14 protein-coding genes and 3 pseudogenes are annotated in these 16,368 nt (G+C 72.4%); 9 read left to right on the plus strand and 8 right to left on the minus strand.

Annotation, left to right across the window (positions count from 1 at the left end):
- Position 1: 1 nt before the first annotated feature.
- Both ID554_RS33345 and ID554_RS33350 read right to left on the minus strand, forming a co-directional pair.
- Positions 2 to 691: pseudogene (locus ID554_RS33345) on the minus strand (hypothetical protein); the annotation flags it as partial.
- Positions 686 to 2,228 (minus strand): annotated as a pseudogene (locus ID554_RS33350) (ATP-binding protein); the annotation flags it as partial. The pseudogenes ID554_RS33345 and ID554_RS33350, both read right to left, overlap by 6 nt.
- A 218-nt stretch (positions 2,229 to 2,446) precedes the next feature.
- Here ID554_RS33350 and ID554_RS03330 point away from each other — a divergent pair.
- The 4 genes and pseudogenes from ID554_RS03330 to ID554_RS03345 form a co-directional block, all read left to right on the plus strand.
- A pseudogene (locus ID554_RS03330) lies at positions 2,447 to 2,779 on the plus strand (hypothetical protein); the annotation flags it as partial.
- 198 nt (positions 2,780 to 2,977) lie between these two features.
- The gene (locus tag ID554_RS03335; RefSeq protein WP_117227552.1) at positions 2,978 to 3,619 is read left to right on the plus strand and encodes a hypothetical protein; all 642 of its coding nucleotides are present in this window, start codon (positions 2,978 to 2,980) and stop codon (positions 3,617 to 3,619) included.
- Positions 3,620 to 3,644: 25 nt separating this feature from the next.
- Positions 3,645 to 3,803, plus strand: coding sequence for a hypothetical protein (locus ID554_RS03340; RefSeq protein WP_158573712.1), 159 nt, complete (start codon positions 3,645 to 3,647; stop codon positions 3,801 to 3,803).
- A gap of 111 nt (positions 3,804 to 3,914) precedes the next feature.
- Entirely contained in the window at positions 3,915 to 4,430 is a 516-nt protein-coding gene (locus ID554_RS03345; RefSeq protein WP_117227553.1) for a 2'-5' RNA ligase family protein, read from the plus strand.
- Between the two features lie 18 nt (positions 4,431 to 4,448).
- On the opposite strand, the gene ID554_RS03350 is transcribed toward ID554_RS03345, so the two are convergent.
- From ID554_RS03350 to ID554_RS03365, 4 genes are read right to left on the minus strand one after another with little or no spacing between them, the layout of a single operon-like run.
- Complete coding sequence (locus ID554_RS03350; protein ID WP_117227585.1) at positions 4,449 to 5,366, minus strand: siderophore-interacting protein; 918 nt, start codon at positions 5,364 to 5,366, stop codon at positions 4,449 to 4,451.
- Between the two features lie 38 nt (positions 5,367 to 5,404).
- On the minus strand, positions 5,405 to 7,513 hold the full coding sequence (locus ID554_RS03355; protein WP_117227554.1) for an iron ABC transporter permease: 2,109 nt from the start codon (positions 7,511 to 7,513) through the stop codon (positions 5,405 to 5,407).
- Positions 7,510 to 8,493: an ABC transporter substrate-binding protein gene (locus ID554_RS03360; RefSeq protein WP_117227555.1), complete on the minus strand. Its 984-nt coding sequence runs from the start codon at positions 8,491 to 8,493 to the stop codon at positions 7,510 to 7,512. The genes ID554_RS03355 and ID554_RS03360 overlap by 4 nt, the downstream gene beginning before the upstream one ends.
- A gap of 41 nt (positions 8,494 to 8,534) precedes the next feature.
- The gene (locus ID554_RS03365) at positions 8,535 to 9,368 is read right to left on the minus strand and encodes an ABC transporter ATP-binding protein (RefSeq protein WP_117227556.1); all 834 of its coding nucleotides are present in this window, start codon (positions 9,366 to 9,368) and stop codon (positions 8,535 to 8,537) included.
- A gap of 286 nt (positions 9,369 to 9,654) precedes the next feature.
- Between ID554_RS03365 and ID554_RS03370 the strand changes: the two genes are divergently transcribed.
- A complete protein-coding gene (locus tag ID554_RS03370) occupies positions 9,655 to 11,418 on the plus strand; it encodes a coiled-coil domain-containing protein (protein WP_191088705.1) in 1,764 nt (587 codons plus the stop codon).
- 63 nt (positions 11,419 to 11,481) lie between these two features.
- Here the strand turns inward: ID554_RS03370 and ID554_RS31295 are convergent, their stop codons facing one another.
- Entirely contained in the window at positions 11,482 to 12,144 is a 663-nt protein-coding gene (locus ID554_RS31295) for a hypothetical protein (protein ID WP_223884422.1), read from the minus strand.
- Positions 12,145 to 12,308: 164 nt separating this feature from the next.
- On the opposite strand from ID554_RS31295, the gene ID554_RS03380 reads away from it, so the two are divergent.
- Both ID554_RS03380 and ID554_RS03385 read left to right on the plus strand, forming a co-directional pair.
- Positions 12,309 to 13,052 (plus strand): LuxR family transcriptional regulator, encoded by a 744-nt coding sequence (locus tag ID554_RS03380; RefSeq protein ID WP_147333435.1) that lies wholly within the window; start codon positions 12,309 to 12,311, stop codon positions 13,050 to 13,052.
- Positions 13,053 to 13,196: 144 nt separating this feature from the next.
- On the plus strand, positions 13,197 to 13,445 hold the full coding sequence (locus ID554_RS03385) for a hypothetical protein (RefSeq protein WP_117227558.1): 249 nt from the start codon (positions 13,197 to 13,199) through the stop codon (positions 13,443 to 13,445).
- A 16-nt stretch (positions 13,446 to 13,461) separates the two neighbouring features.
- Here the strand turns inward: ID554_RS03385 and ID554_RS32300 are convergent, their stop codons facing one another.
- Positions 13,462 to 13,593, minus strand: a complete 132-nt coding sequence (locus ID554_RS32300; protein ID WP_263407322.1) for a hypothetical protein — start codon at positions 13,591 to 13,593, stop codon at positions 13,462 to 13,464.
- 236 nt (positions 13,594 to 13,829) lie between these two features.
- Between ID554_RS32300 and ID554_RS03390 the strand changes: the two genes are divergently transcribed.
- Both ID554_RS03390 and ID554_RS03395 read left to right on the plus strand, forming a co-directional pair.
- A complete protein-coding gene (locus tag ID554_RS03390; RefSeq protein ID WP_117227559.1) occupies positions 13,830 to 15,929 on the plus strand; it encodes a cellulase family glycosylhydrolase in 2,100 nt (699 codons plus the stop codon).
- A 58-nt stretch (positions 15,930 to 15,987) separates the two neighbouring features.
- Positions 15,988 to 16,368 carry a YccF domain-containing protein gene (locus tag ID554_RS03395; RefSeq protein WP_117227560.1) on the plus strand — a complete coding sequence of 127 codons (381 nt, stop codon included), beginning with the start codon at positions 15,988 to 15,990 and terminating at the stop codon, positions 16,366 to 16,368.

The raw sequence follows: 16,368 nt of genomic DNA on the forward strand, positions 1-16,368 counted from the left end.
GGACGAAGACGCCCGCCTCCAGGGCGAAGTTGTGGTAACCCTCGACGGTGAGGTCGTACACGTCCGCCGTCTCGTCGAGCGGCTCGACAGACACGACCTGATGATTGAGGAGGGCGGCTGCCTCGCGTAGCCGGGCGAAATCGCCGTCGTAATACTGGCGCGAATGACGCCGACCGAACTCCGGGTTGTCCTCGTGCCACGCCAAGACCGCATGGCGCTGACGGTCCCGTTCAGCAGGATCGGCATACTGCTCGATCGTCTTCCGGGAATCGTCATCACTGAGCGCGGCGTACCAGTCCTGGAATGCCCTCTCCAACTTGGCCCGGAAGGCAGGGTCGTAACCCTGTAGCTTCTGCCCGGCCCCCTTGCTGGACAGGCTGCGGTAGAGCGGCATCAGTGAGTCACCGGACACAAGGTGATCGGCTCGTCGGTAGGAGCCGTCACGCAGCCGGAAAAGGTGATCCGGGGTACACCGGACCGACTCCCCGTTGTCGAGTGTCACCCGCACCAGCGACGCATTCCGCTTCGTCAGACGCGGCTCAACAAGCGGTGCGACGACCACCCGGCCAGCCTTGTTCGTGGTGTAGCCGAAGTGGGTGAGACCTTGCTTCCAGTCCTCGGCGAGATCGGCGAACGAGCGGCTCACCCCGGACGCCAACGCGACCATCGTCTCACCGGTGAAGCAGCCCAATGCGCTGTCTCCCTCGACGATGAACAGCTCGCTGCGGTCCACCCCGGTCGCGCGGCAGTCGACCAGCTTGGGTGGCATGGACGCGCCCTCCAGGGCGGTCTTGCGCCGGGCGGCGTCCTTCTGCTGTTTCTGGGTCAGCCGCACCCGGGCCGCGTCGACGATCTTCTGGAGGACCGTCCGGGCCTCGGTCTTGGTCCTGCGGTCGTCCAACCAGGACTTGACATGCTGCTCGACCAGGCCCTGCACCACCTTCACCACACCGGCGGTGGAGAGCTCGTCCTTGGTCTGCGAGGTGAACTGCGGCTCGGGCACCCGCACGTGCACCACCGCGGTCATGCCCTCCAGGACGTCGTCCAGCGTGGGCGCGTCCTCCTTGGCCTTGAGCAGGCCCCGGGTGTTGCGTACCGCGTCGGCGAGGGTACGCGCCAGCGCCCGTTCGAAGCCCTTGCGGTGGGTCCCGCCGTGCGCGTTGCGGATGGTGTTGGTGAAGCACTCGACGGTGCGCTCGTATCCGGTGCCCCAGCGGAAGGCGACCTCGATCTCGGCGCGCCGCTGCACGTTGGACTGCATCACCCCGTTGGCGTCGGCGGCGTTCTCCCGGTACGTCCCCTCGCCGGTGACCAGCAGGGTGCCGGAGACCGGCCGGTCACCGGTCGGGGCGAGGAACTCCACCATGTCGGTGAGCCCGTTCGGGTAGTGGAACCGCTCCTCGGTCGGCTGTTCGCCGGTGCGGTCGCGCAGGGTGTAGCTGACCCCGGGGACCAGGAACGCGGTGTGCCGCAGCTTGGCGCGGACCGTGTCGTGGTCGAGGGCGGCGCCGGTCTCGAAGTAGCGGGGGTCGTACCAGTAGCGGATCGAGGTGCCGGTGCGCTGGCCGCGCTTGACCGCGCCGACGACCTGGAGCCCCGGCCCCGGGGTGAAGGACGCGTCCGGGCCGTCGCCGTCGAAGATGCCCGGCACGCCGTGCCGGAACGACATGGTGTGCACCTTGCCGCCCCGGCGGACGGTGACGTCGAAGCGGCGGGAGAGCGCGTTGACCGCCGAGGCGCCGACGCCGTGCAGGCCGCCGGAGGTCTTGTAGCCGGCGCCGCCGAACTTGCCACCCGCGTGCAGCCGGGTGAGGACCAGCTCGACGCCGGAGATGCCGGAGCGGGCGTGCACGTCGGTGGGGATGCCGCGCCCGTCGTCGTCGACCTGCACCGAGCCGTCGGCATGCAGGATGACCTCGATCTTCGTGGCGTGACCGGCCACCCCCTCGTCGGTGGAGTTGTCGAGGATCTCGTTGACGAGGTGGCCCACGCCACGGCTGTCGGTGGACCCGATGTACATACCGGGCCGCTTGCGGACGGCGTCCAACCCCTCGAGGTGGGTGAGGTCGTCGGCCCCGTACAGGGTCTCAGGCTCTGCGGTCAACTGGTCGTACTCCCCGGTCTCGGCGATGTGCTGCACCGCACCGTCGGCGGTCGGCCCGGCGCGGGCACGCCGCAGCGAGCGTAGCCGCACGCCCCGACAAGCCGAGCGGACACCCACGCGGCACGCCGCGTGGCGGCGCTGCTGGTGGACCTTGCCGCGGTCAACGTCGGGGGGTCCGGTGTTATGCCCGGCCGTCGGTGCGGGTGGCGCGGGGGTGGGCATCAGGTGTCCCTGGCGTCCCGGTGCCCCTCATGTTTCCCATGGTTGACGTGCGTCACACCCGCGTGATGTCATCACCGCCCTAGAGGATCTTTCATATTTCCATGAACGGGTCGCCGAGAAGTGCGCCAACCGCTGACCACGCTGCGCGAGGTGGACGCCGACGGCCAGCACCGGGTGGTGTCGCAGGACTACACCAACCCGCTGCCGCTGGACCTGGAGGCCGGGTACCACTCCGAGGACAGCCGGGACGACACCCGGGACAAGTTCCGTGCCCTGGGCGCCGAGCGGTACGCGGCCGGCTGCCCGATCCACCGGGCCAGCCTGGCACCCGGGTGGCACCCGAACGCCGCCGGACACCAGGTGCTCGGCCAGTGCCTGACCGGCGCGGCCACCACCGCCGCCCGCTCGGTGGCCTGCGTACGCGCCGCGAACGGCGCGATCACCGTCTCCTGAGCCGCACCGACGGGCCGTCCCGACGCGACCATCCACGCGTCCGGGCCCGGTACTACCGGCTGTTCGCCGCCGCGCTGCGCGACGCCGGGCTGGCCGTCGTCGTCGCCGACCGTCGGTGCCCGGGCGGGTTGGGTCGCGGCGATTAGCCGGTGCGGACCGGGGTAAGCCGCAGCGCCCGACACGGCGGAGGGGGACCTGATGTCTGACAGCCACACCACACTGCGTTCGATGCACGATCTGGGCCTGGCGGCCTGGTTCGGCGGCTCCCTGATGGGAGCGTTCGGCGTCAACGGCGCCGCGACCCGCATCGACGACTCGACCAAACGACTTCCGACGGCCTCGGCCGGCTGGACCCGGTGGACGCCGGTCAACGCCGCCGCGATCGGCGCACACCTGGCCGGCGCGGTCGGCGAACTGGTGACCGAGAGCCCACGGATGGCCGCCCAGCGGGGCGTCGGCCGGGCCAGCACGGTGAAGACCGCGCTGACCGTCGGCGCGCTCGCGGTGACCGGCTACAGCCGGCTGCTCGGCATGCGGCTGGCCAAGGCCGGCACGCCGTCGGTGCAGGGGGTCACCGAGCCCAACGGGCAGACCCCGGCGCACGTGGCCGCCAGCCAGCGGCAGTTGAAGATGCTCCAGTGGGCCATCCCGGCGCTGACCGGGGCGCTGATCGTGGTCACCGCGTACATGGGCGAGCAGCAGAAGCCGGGGCAGGTGCTGCGTGGGATCCTCGGCCGGGCCAACGGCCTGACGCACGCGCCGGGCCGGATGGGCAAGGGCGCCGGCGGGATGGCGGCGATGCACGCGGTCCGGCGGCACATGGCCATGAACGGCCGCTGACGGCCGACCGGCAGGGTTCGGGGCGGTGGAGCCGACCCGTACGCCCGAGGCCGGGCCGGGCGCGCCACCGGACCCGGCGCCGCCGAGGCGGCCGTTCCCGGACGACGTGGCCGGCGAGGACCTGCCGGACAACGCGTTGGAGGAGGCGACCGGCATGCACACGGAAGGGTCCTGGCACGGCTGACCCGGTGCCCGCCGCCAATTCGGCGGGCACCGGGCCGTCCGGTCAGGACGGCGCGCTGGAGGGCCGGGGCGGTCATCGTGCCCTGAGGGGTGGCCCGCCTACAGTGATCATGTGGTCGCCGCGCTGGAGCTCTATCTGGACACCGTCGCCACCCGCCGGATCCGGGTGCTGTGGGACGCCCTGGAGGCCGAGGGGGTGCAGAGCCTGCGGTCCCTGCTGGAGCAGCGGCACCGGCCGCACGTCTCGCTGGCCGTCGCGTCGCGTCTCGACCCGGAACAGGTGGCGGCGGCGCTGGCCGGCACCACCGTGGCCGCACCGCTGCGGTTGTCGTTCCAGCACGCCGGCCAGTTCGTCGGCCGGGTGCTCTGGCTGGGCCCGGCACCCACCACGGCGCTGCTGGCGCACCACCGGCTGGTGCACGACCGGCTCGCCGCCGCGGGCGTCGAGCTTGTCGAGCACTACCGGCCGGACCGCTGGGTGCCGCACTGCACGCTGTCCATGCGGGTGCCGAACACGCTGATGGCGATCGCGGTCCGCCGCTGCCTGGAGGTCCTGCCGCTGGAGGCCACCGTGGTCGGTGCGGCGCTGACCGATCACGCCCGGGGCATCTCGCACCCGCTGCTCTGACCGCCGCGCCGCCACGGCTCAGCCGGCGGCGCGGCCGTGCCGCCAGTAGCCCATGAAGGCCACCGCCCGACGGTCCAGGCCGCACGCGGTGACCAGGTGCCGGCGCAGGGTACGGATGACGCCCGCCTCCCCCGCCAGCCACGCGTACAGCGGCGCGGACGGCAGTGCCTCGGGTACCTCCCAGAGGATCGCGCGGTCCACGTCCACGTCGTCGACGAGCTGACCGATCGACACGCCCGCCCCGACCGGCACCGCCCGGGACAGCAGCTCCTGCGCCGCGGCCTCCACGGCGGGGACCAGCCGGGCACCGTACGCGTCACCGTCGCGCGACAGCCAGGTCACCTCGACGCCGGACGGCGCCACCAGCGGCAGCACGTCCGCCGCCGACGGCACCTCCAGCAGCACCCGGCCCCGGGCGTCGGACGGCAGCCGCTCGCAGATCCCGCTGATCGCCGGCACCGCCGTCTCGTCCCCGGCGAGCAGCAGGCGACCGGTGGACGGCGGCCGGAACTCCCGTCCGCCGTGGTCGCCGTCGTACCCGGCGTCCGGGCCGGCGATGGCGATCTCGTCACCGGGGCGTACCCGCCGCGCCCACCGGGTCGCCGGGCCGGAGTCGCCGTGCAGCACCAGGTCGACGTCCACCTCGCTGAGGTGGGGGCGGACCGCCCGCACGGTGTAGGTGCGGATCGGGTTGCGCAGGTGCTCCGGCAGTGCCCGCCACTGCGCGTACCAGTCCGGCCCCTGGGGCAGGTCCGCCCCGCGCTGGCCGGGCAGCGGCAACGTCAGCTTGATCCGCTGGTCGTAGCCGTTGTCGGCGAAGCGGTCCAGGTCCGGGCCGGTGAAGGTGACCCGGACGAAGGAGGGGCTGAGCCGGTGTACCGCGCGGACCTCGACGGCGAACAGCCGCCAAGGCGTGATCGGCAGGGTGTGGGTCATGGTGCCTTCCTGGTGCGGACCGGTGGCGCGACGGCGCGTCACCGGGATTGGGGTGCGGCGGCGCGTGAACGCCACAGCAGCCAGACGAAGTACGGGGTCCCGATCATGGCGGTGACCAGGCCGGCGGGGATCTGCGCCGGAGCGATCACGGTGCGGCCGAGGGTGTCGGCGAGACTGACCAGGGCCGCGCCGAGCAGCGCGGCGACCGGGAGCACCCGGCTGTGCCGACCGCCGACGAGCGCGCGGGCGGCGTGCGGGGCGACCAGGCCGACGAAGCCGATCACACCGACGGCCGAGACGGCGGTCGAGGTGAGCAGCGCCGCCGCGCCGAGCGCGATCAGCCGGGTACGTTCCAGGCGGACGCCGAGCACCCGGGGGGTGTCGTCGTCCAACGCCATCAGGTCCAGTTCGCGGCGGGCGGCGACCACCGCCGGGGTGAGCACCAGCAGCGCGATCGCCACCGGCAGCACCTGCGTGGCGGTGCGCCCGTAGGTGGAGCCGGAGAGCCAGGTGAGCGCCTTGCCGGTGTTCCAGGGGTCGAAGGCCACGATCATGAAGGTGATCATCGCCATGCCGCCCTGCCAGGCACCGAATCCGATCAGGACCAGCCGGTCGGAGCTGAGCCCGCCGCGCCAGGCCGCGCCGTAGACCAGGGCGAAGGCGAGCATCGCGCCCAGCCCGGCCACCCCGGACACGGCCCACACCCCGGCCAGCGGCACGAAGGTGAGCAGCGAGACCGCGCCCAGGCCGGCGCCAGCGGTGATGCCGAGGATGCCGGGCTCGGCCAGCGGGTTGCGGCAGACCGCCTGCACGGTGGTGCCGGCCACGGCCAGCGCCGCGCCGGCCAGCATCGCCGCGGCGACCCGGGGCCACCGCTGGTCCAGCACGAAGGTGTACCCCGGCCCGGTGGTGCCGTTGACCCAGTTGACGATGTCGCCGAACAGCACCCAGGTGTCCCCGGCGAACATGCCGAGCAGCACCGCCCCGCCGGTGACCGTGGCCGCCACGGCGACCACGGTGCGGTGGAAGGCGGCGGAGCGTACGGCCGCGTGACCGCCCGGCGGGCGGCGGGTCGGTCCGGCGTCCCGGTGCCGCCGGGCCAGCCAGATCAGGATGGCCGCGCCGAGCAGGGTGGTCACCACGCCGGTGGGGATGTCCACACCGGCCTGGCCGCCCATGACGGCCCGCAGCAGCACGTCGGAGCCGAGCACGATGATCACTCCGGCGATGCCGGAGAGCGGCAGCAGCACCCGGTGCCGGTGCACGCCGGGCACCATCGACCCGAGCAGCCGCACGATCACCGGCGCGCACAGGCCGACGAAGCCGACCGGCCCGGTGAGGGTCACCGCCGAGGCGGAGAGCAGCACGGCCAGCACCGTGACGATCAGCCGGGTACGGCGTACGTCGAGGCCGAGCACGGTGGCGGTGTCGTCGCCGAGGGCGAGGATGTCGAGGCGGTGCCCGAGCAGCATCAGTGCCACGACGGCGATGCCGAGGACCGGGGCGAGCTGGGTGAGCGCGTTCAGGTCGCTCTGCACCAGCGAGCCGTTGCCCCAGGCGAACAGGCCGATGGTGGCCTGCTCGAAGAGCAGGAGCAGCAGCATGGTCACCGAGCTGAGCGCCAGGGCGGTGGCCGAACCGGCGAGGATCAGCCGGGTGGTGCCGGCCTGCCCGCCGGAGGACATCGCCATCACCAGGCCGGCTGCGGCGAGCCCGCCGCAGAAGGCGAGACCACCGGCGGGCAGCACGGGCAGTGCGATACCGAACGCGGAGACCGAGACGATGGCCAGGTGCGCGCCGGCGTTGACGGCGAGGGTGTCCGGCGAGGCCAGCGGGTTGCGGGCGATCGACTGGAGGGCCGCACCGGCGAAGCCGAGGGCGACACCGATGGCCAGCCCGGCGAGCAGTCGGGGTACCCGGGAGGCGACCAGCACCCGGGCCGTCTCGTCGTCGCCGCCGGTGAGCAGCCGCAACAGGTCGAGTGCGCCGACGGCGGAGGTGCCCTGGGTGAGGTGGACACCGGCGACCACCAGCAGCAGCACGATGCCGGCGATGAAGGCCCCGACGACGCGGGGGGCCGAGACCCGCCCGGCCGGAGCCGACCCGAGGGCCGGCTCCGAGCGCGGGGGGGCGGACAGCGCGGTCACACCGCGTAGGTGTTGACGAACTGGTCGATGTACTGCTTGCCGGAGAGCGGCCCGCCGAAGGTCCAGATCCCGTCCGGCATCCGGTGCAGGTTGCCCTGCGCGACGAAGGGCAGCGACTTCCAGATGGCGTTGCCGGCAAGGCCGTCGGCGAAGACGTCGTCGCCGTCCGAGGCGTTGTAGAAGAAGTGCAGGTCCGGGCTCTTGAGCACGGTCAGGCCCTCGACGTCGGTCTGGCCCAGGCCCCACGCCTCGTCGACCTCGCCCTGCCAGGCGTTGGTGAGGCCGAGCTGGATACCGATCTGGGAGACGAGCGCGCCCTGGCCGAACATCCGGATGCTGACCGTGCTGCCCTCCTTCCAGCCGTCGGCGATGGCGAACGGCTTGCCGGCGGCACCGGCGTCGGCGATCTTCTTCTTGCCGTCGGCGATCGCGGTGTCGAAGTCGGCGAGCAGCTTCTCCGCCTCGGCGGTCTTGCCGACCGCAGCGGCGATCATGTTCACGTCGGCGCGCATCCGGCCGAGGTTGTCGGTGGCGTCGCTACCCTTGGTGACGACGACCGGGACGTACTTCTCCAGCTGTGCGATCGTGCCGGCGCCGCGGTCGTCCGTCATCACCACGAGGTCCGGCTCCAGCGCGACGATGGAGTCGACGCTCGGCTCGCCCCGGGTACCGACGTCCTTGACGTCCGCGTCGAGCTTGGCGGCGGTGACCCAGGTGGCGTAGCCCTTGGGGTCGGCGACACCGACCGGCATGACGCCGAGGCTGACGAGCATCTCGACCTCGCCCCACTCCAGGCCGACGACCTTGGTGGCGGGCTTGTCGAGCTTGACCTCCTTGCCCCGGCTGTCGGTCACGGTGACCGGCCCGCCGGCGGCGGAGGGGGTGGAGTCGGGTGCGGAGGCGTTCTCGGTGGTGCCGCAGGCGGCCAGCGCCAGGACGGCGGCGGCGGCGACCAGGGCCGTGACACGGGTACGGGACATGATGTTCTTTCTCGGGATGGATTCTCGGGCCGGTCTGGGTTTCAGACCGGGATGCGGGTCAGGTGCCGACCGACGGGGCGGGTGGTCACCAGGCCAGTGACCGGATCGACGACGACCTCGATCCGGATCCCGTAGGTCTCGGTCAGGTCGTGTTCGGTGAAGACCTCGGTGGGGGTTCCGGTGGCGCGGACCCGACCGCTGTGCAGCAGCACCACCTCGTCGGCCACCGCGGCGGCCTGGTTGAGGTCGTGCAGCACCACGCCGACCGCGACGCCGTGGTCGTCGGCGAGGTCACGCATCAGGTCGAGGATCTCGACCTGGTAGCGGAGGTCGAGGAAGGTGGTCGGCTCGTCGAGCAGCAGCACCGGGGTGTGCTGGGCCAGGCAGGTGGCGAGCCAGACGCGCTGCAACTCGCCGCCGGACAGCTCGTCCACCGGCCGGTCGGCCATCGTGGTGACCCCGGTGACGTCCATCGCACGGGCGATCGCGGCGGGACCGTCCGGGTCGTCGGCGCGCCACCGACCCCGGTACGGGTGCCGACCGTAGCCCACCACGTCACGGACGGTGACCCCGTTGGGCACCGGCCGGCTCTGGGCGAGCAGGGTCACCCGGCGGGCGTACTCCTTGGCGGGCAGGCCGGCGGCGGCGGTGTCGTCAGCGAAGAGCACCGCGCCGCTGTCGATCGGGTGCAGCCGCGCCAGCGCCCGCAGCAGGGTGGACTTACCGCTGCCGTTCGGCCCGACGAGGGCCGTCACCGCACCGGGGCGGAGCGTGATCCCGGCACCGTGCACCACCGGTGTGCCGTGGTAGCCCAGGTGGAGATCGGCTCCACGCAGGCTCTGCTCGACGTCGTTCGACGCCAGTGCGCGCGACATGCGGTTAGGCTAACCTAACCTAACTCACTGTCAAGGTGGGGCCCCGACACCGTCGGACGACCCGGCCCGGTCGACGCGACTCGATGGGCTGCCGGCGCGCTGCCGCCCGAACAGACTACTGCGACACCTCGGCGGCAGCCCCCACGGTCGAGGACCGTGGTCGGCCGCCGGCCGGTGCGGAATCGGTACCGGGGTGGGAGGACAGACGAACGCGAGCAGCGGTAGCGTTGCGCGTCATCGCAGCCGGGCCGCCGGTGTGGCGCTCGCGACGTACGGAGGATGGGGCATGTCCATCGGCGAGGAACCGTTCGCAGCCCGCGACGACCTGGCCTCACGGCCGAACTTCGAGGTCACCCTGCGGGGGTACGACAAACGACAGGTCGACCGCTACGTCGAGCAGGCGGACACCCGCCTCGCGGCCATCGCCGCCGACCGGGACCGGGCCACGTCGCACGCACGGGAGCTGACCGGCAAGCTCCAGGCGTTCCAGGTCGAGGTGACCGAGCTGCGCCAGCGGCCGACCCAGATGGACCGGGCGTCCTTCCGCGAACTGGGTCCGATGGTCGACCAGATCCTGGACCTGGCCGAGAAGCAGGCCACGGCCATCGTGGACACCCACACGCAACGGGCCACCAAACTCCAGGCGGAGGCCGAGAAGACGCTCGCCAACGCGCGCGAGCGGACGGTCAAGGCACTGGCCGACCTCGACGAGGAACTGGCCGCCCGGCGGGCCGAGCACGACAAGACGTACGAGGAGAAGCGCGCCACGGCCGAGGCGGAGCTGGCCGAGACCCGCGAACGGGCCGAGAAGCTGCGCGCCGAGGGTGAGGCCGCGCACGAGCGTGCCCAGCAGGAGGCGCAGCGCATCGGTGAGCAGTGCCGCCAGCAGGTCGAGCAGACCCGCTCGGCGGCCGAGGCGCTGACCACCTCCGCGCGTACCCAGATCCATCAGGAGATCCAGGCGGCCCGGGCAAAGAGCCAGCAGGAACTGACGCAGTGGCGGACCACTGTGGAGGAGGAGCTCGCGGAACGGCGTGCCAACGCCGAGGAGGACCTGACCGAGCAGCGGGCGGCGGTCGAGCGCGAGCTGGCCGCCCAGCGTTCCGCCGCCGAGCAGCGCGTCAGCTCGATGATCGCGGACGCCCAGCAGTACTCCGCCGAGATCCGCAAGCGCGCCGACGAGCAGGCGGCCGAGACCCGCAAGTTCAGCGACGAGCAGGCCGCGGCCGCCGAGGAGCAGTTGCACGCCGTCCAGCTCCAGGTCGGCGAGCAGCAGGAGGCGCTGGCCCGGTTGCAGGAGGAGCTGGACGGCGCCCGGCAGCAGCTCGGCGAGACCCGGCGGGACAAGGACGCCACCGACGCCGAGCTGGCCCGGCTGCGCCGGCAGGTGGAGGACACCGGCCGCGACCTCTCGGCGGAGAGCCAGCGGCTGGACGAGGTGCGCCGGGCCGCCGAGGCGGCCGAGCGGCACGCCAAGGAGACCCGGGCCCGGGTGCAGCGGGAGGCCAAGCGGGTCGCCGACCTGGCAGCGGCGGCGGTCATGGCCGCGGCGGCCGGCGGCACCGAGACCGCCGAGTACCCGATGGTGGGCGCCCGCCCGGCCGCCCGGGTCAACGGTGAGCCGACCCCGGCGACCGGCGCGAATCAGGCCGGCGACGGTCGCGTCCCCGACGGTCACGAGCACGGCACGCCGGAGCGGCAGACGGCAGGCGATTCCGCCGCCTCGGGCCCGCAGGGCACGCCCGCCGGTCCGGACGCCCTCCGTCCCGGCGCGGGCCCGGACGGCCCTCGTGCCGGTGTCGGCCCGGACGGCACCGCGCCCGTCGGCCCGGAGGGCGTCGGTCCGGCCGAGGACCGGTTCGGCCGAGGACCGGCGGAGTCCGATCCGGCGGCGTTGACGGACCCGGTGGCGCGGGCGGCGGCGGTCGTCGCAGCCGGCGGGAAGGCCGGCATCGACTGGTTCGCCGGACCGCCCGGAACCGCCGAGGAGGTGGCCGGGCACCCGGTCGCCACGGTCAACGGCACCGCGCCTGAGCCCACCGCACACTGAACACACCACGGGCGGGTCGGTGCGGGGCACTCCCGCTCCGGCCCGCCTGTCGGTTGACCGTGGTCAGAACGGTCGGCGCGGCAACCAGCCGAGGAACCGGTCACGAGCGTGGGCCAGCGGCAGCCCGGGCAGGTCCCGGGCGGCGGCGAGCAGGCACGACCCCAGGTAGACGGCGAGCGCGGCCCGTGCCCCGCCGAACTCCGCCAGCAACTGGCTCTGCTTGACCGCGCACGGCCACTCCTGGCCGCACCCGGTGCAGGTCCAGGCGGGCGGCGAGGGCAGGTGTTCCGGCGGTTTCGTCGAGCGGTAGCGGGCGCCTGCGCTGTTGCCACGGCTGGCGAGCGGACGGACCACCCGGACCGGGGCGTCCGGCTCCGGACGGCGGGGAGCGAACAGCTCCCGCCGGGCCAACCCCAGCGCGCCACCGGCGCGTACCAGTGCGTCCGGCCCGGGCCGGTGACCGACCAGCGCCCCCAGCAGATGGTGTCCCAGCAGATCGAACGCGTCGGGCCCGAGGTCGAGTTCCCGACACAGCCCGATCAGTCGCAGCGGTGTCGCCACCCGTTGCGTCACCAGCGCCGCGCGCAGTACGTCACGTAAACCGTCTCCCAGTGCCCCCAGTCGGCTCCCCACGATGCCGGTCAGGATCGCCTCCCCGGTGATCCGCCGAAGCGCTTCAGCGGTCGCCCGACGGACGATGTCAGTCGAGTCCCTACCCTCCAACACCCACCCCTCTCACCCGTACGGTCGAGCGGCTACCTCTTCCTCGGACACCCCTGGCGTGATCGCGGGATCGAAAGCTCCCGTCTTCGGCAACGATCGACCAGCGGCCGACGCGACGCGCCGACCGCCTGATGCCCATCGACCCCGGCCGGCGCCACAATCGCCGCATGCGGCGTTCGCTCGTCGGGCGGGACGACCTGTTCGACCTGGCCTGGCGCGCACTGGGTGAGCCCGGCCCGGTGCTGCTGGAGGGGCCGGCCGGAATCGGCAAGACGGCCCTGTTGCGGACCCTGGTCGCCGAGGCGACCCGGTCCGGATGGCAGGTGCTCACCTGCGCGCCGACCGAGTGCGAGGCCGACCTGCCGTTCGCCGCCCTCGCCGACCTGCTCCGCCCGCTGGCGGACCTGGTGGTGGACCTGCCGCGTCCGCAGCGCGCCGCCGCCGAGGTGGTGCTGCTCACCGGCGACAGCGACGAGACGTTCGACGAACGGGTGGTCGGCGCGGCGACCCGGGCCCTGTTGGAGGCGCCGCTCGGGCTCGACGCCGGTCCGAGCCGGCTGACCCGGCTGACCCTGACCCCGCTCGACGTGGCGACACTGCATCAGGTGCTGCGGGAGCGGATCGGTGCTCCGCTGAGCCGCCCGCTGCTCGCCCGGATCGCCCGGGAGGCCGCCGGCAACCCGCTGGTCGCCATCGAGGTGGCCCGCGCGGTGCAGCGCCTGCCGGAGCCACCCGAGCCGGGGCAGGACCTGCCGGTGACCGCCTCCATCGCCGACGAACTGTTCGTCAGCCCCAAGACGGTCGAGACGAACATCTCCCGGGTCTACCGCAAGCTGGGCATCTCCCGCCGGGCCGAACTCGGCGCCGCGCTCACCCGCACCCGGGTGTCGGCAGCGGGCGTCGAAAGCTAGGGAAACACCGGATTCCTTCGCGGCCCGGCGATCGTAGCGTCGAGACGTCACCCGGCGGTCGGCCGAAGAAGGGAGCAGGACACGTGCGGCGAATGATCCTGCCCGCGCTCTGCGTGGCGGTGCTCGCGTTCACTCGCGCCGCAGGTGGACGCCTGCGCGCTGGTCACTCAGGAGGAGGCCGAGAAACTCGCCGGTACGCCCCTGGAGGAGCCGGTGTCGGTACGGGAGACCTGCACGTACACCGGACCGGTTTCGGGACCGCTGGCTCAGGTGGAGGTCTTCGTCAGCGTCTCCGGGACCTGGGTGGCGGTCCGGCTGGTCCGGCTCGACGACCCGGCCGGCTACGCGAAGCGGCTCACCGACGTGGCCCGGACGGTGGCCGGGCGGTTGTGACGCGCGGCGGGGCCGGTCAGCCGCGATCGGGCTGGTCCCCGGGTGCCGTGGGGCCGGCCTCCTGCTGGCGCGCGAAGTGCTTCCGGACCGTCTCGCTCGCCTGCGGCTCCGGGCAGCCGAGGCTGCGCAGCAGGTCGGTGGCGTCCAACGTAGTGCACCGCTGCGGGCAGCCCGACCGGCACCGGTTCGTGGTCCATCCGGCGCGGTGCACCCGCCTGCGGCGACCCGACCGGCCCTACCTGCGCAGAAGCAGTCAATATCAGCCGCAGTCGATTGACAAAGTTGTAGATCCCAACTTATGGTGCGAGCCGGCCGGACGTTTCCGGTGGTCCCGGCGGCGCTCGGCCAGCACCCGTCGACACCATCACCACACCAAGGAGCGTCATGGCCGGGCTGAGAAACACACTACGCAGGACACGATGGCGGTTCGGCCTGGTCACCAGCGGGATAGCGGTGTTACTGGCCGGCGTCGGCCTGGTCAACGCGGGCGCGGCCCACGCCGCCGCAGGCTGCCGGGTGGTCTATTCCGCCCCCAGCCAGTGGCCCGGCGGCTTCACCGCCAACGTCGACCTGACAAACCTCGGCGACCCGGTCAACGGCTGGCGGCTGACCTGGACGTTCCCCTCCGGCCAGCGGGTGACCCAGGCGTGGAACGCCACCGTCACCTCGTCCGGCAACGACGTGACGGCCACCAACGTCGGCTACAACGCCGCCATCGGCACCAACCAGAGCGTCTCCTTCGGCTTCAACGGCAGCTACACCGGCACCAACACCGCGCCGACGTCGTTCGCGCTCAACGGCGTCACCTGCACCGGGAGCGTCGGCCCGACCACCCCGCCGCCGACCACCCCGCCCCCCACCACGCCGCCGCCGACCACCCCGCCGCCGACCGGTGACGCGATGGCGTACGTGGCCGCGATGCAGCCCGGCTGGAACCTCGGCAACACCCTCGACGCGGTCGGCGACGACGAGACCGCCTGGGGCAACCCCCGGGTCACCGCGGCGCAGCTCGACGCCATCCGGGCCCAGGGCTTCAACAGCATCCGACTCCCGATCACCTGGAGCAACCGGCACGGCCCCGCGCCCTCGTACACGATCGACGCCGCCTGGTTGAACCGGATCAAGGAGGTCGTCGGCTGGGCGCTGGACGACGGCTTCTACGTAATGATCAACATTCACCACGACTCGTGGCAGTGGATCCACGAGATGCCGACCAACCGCACCACGGTCCTCAACCGCTACAACGCGCTCTGGACCCAGATCGCCGCCGCGTTCCGGGACTCCTCGCCGAAACTGCACTTCGAGAGCGTCAACGAGCCGCAGTTCGCCAACAGCTCCGGCGACGCGCAGAACGCGCAACTCCTGCACGAGCTGAACACCTCGTTCCACCGGATCGTGCGCGCCTCCGGCGGCGGCAACGCCACCCGGATGCTGGTCCTGCCGACCCTGCACACCTCCTCCGACCAGCCCCGCATAGACGAGCTGGTGAGCACCTTCACCCAGCTGAACGACCGCAACCTGATCGCCACCGTGCACTTCTACGGCTACTGGCCGTTCAGCGTGAACGTCGCCGGTGGCACCCGGTTCGACGCGGTCACCCAGCAGGACCTGGTCGACCGGTTCGACCGGGTGCACAACGCCTTCGTCGCCCGGAACATCCCGGTCGTCATCGGCGAGTACGGGCTGCTCGGCTTCGACCGGCACACCGGCACCGTGCAGCAGGGCGAGAAGCTCAAGTTCTTCGAGTTCCTCGGTCACTACGCCCGCACCAAGCGGATCACCACCCAGCTCTGGGACAACGGCCAGCACTTCGACCGGGTCGCCTTCCGATGGAAGGACGCCGAACTGTTCGCCCAGATCAAGTCGAGCTGGACGACCCGCTCCGGCACCGCCTCCGCCGACCAGGTGTACGTGCCGCGTACCGGCTCGGTCACCGCCAAGTCGCTCACGCTGAACCTGAACGGCACCACCTTCTCGGGGCTGCGGCAGGGGACCACCAACCTGTCGCAGGGCGCCGACTACACCGTCTCCGGCAACCAGCTCACGCTGACCGCGAGCGCGCTGACCCGGCTGGTCGGCAGCCGGGCGTACGGCGTCAACGCCACCCTGCACGCCCGGTTCTCCACCGGCGTACCGTGGCGGATCGACATCATCACGTACGACCCGCCGGTGCTGTCGAACGCCACCGGGTCCACCGAGGCGTTCGCGATCCCGACCCAGTTCCGGGGCGACCAGCTCGCCACCATGGAGGCGAAGTACGCCGACGGCAGCAACGCCGGCCCGCACGACTGGACGTCGTACAAGGAGTTCGACGTCACCTTCGCCCCCGACTACACCGGCAACCGGATCAGCCTGACCCCCACCTTCTTCGGTGAGGTACGCGACGGCGCCCCGGTCACCCTCACCTTCCACTTCTGGAGCGGTGCACAGGTGACCTACCGCGTCACCAAGTCCGGCAGCAGCGTCACCGGCGTCACCGGCTGAGAATCGGCGCCACCGGCCGCCCGGGCGGCCGGTGGCGCCCACCGGTCATCATGGACGCATGATACGATTCGTGCTGAACGTGTTGTGGCTCATCTTCGGCGGCGGGATCGTGCTGGCGATCGGGTACGGCATCGCGGCACTGATTTGCTTCGTGCTCGTCGTCACCATCCCGTTCGGCGTCGCGTCGCTGCGGCTTGCGTCGTACTCGCTGTGGCCATTCGGCCGCACCCTGGTGCCGAAGCCGGGTGTCGGCGTGGCCTCCGGCATCGCCAACGTCATCTGGGTCGTCCTGGCCGGCTGGTGGCTCGCGCTGTCGCACATCGTCGCCGGGGTGAGCCTCTGCCTGACCATCATCGGGATTCCCTTCGGGGTGGCCAACTTCAAGCTGGTGCCGGCGGCGATCTGGCCGCTCGGGCAGGAGGTCGCCCCCGCCCCGTAG

Origin of the sequence: Micromonospora craniellae, from assembly GCF_014764405.1 — a bacterium.
Classification (GTDB): domain Bacteria; phylum Actinomycetota; class Actinomycetes; order Mycobacteriales; family Micromonosporaceae; genus Micromonospora; species Micromonospora craniellae.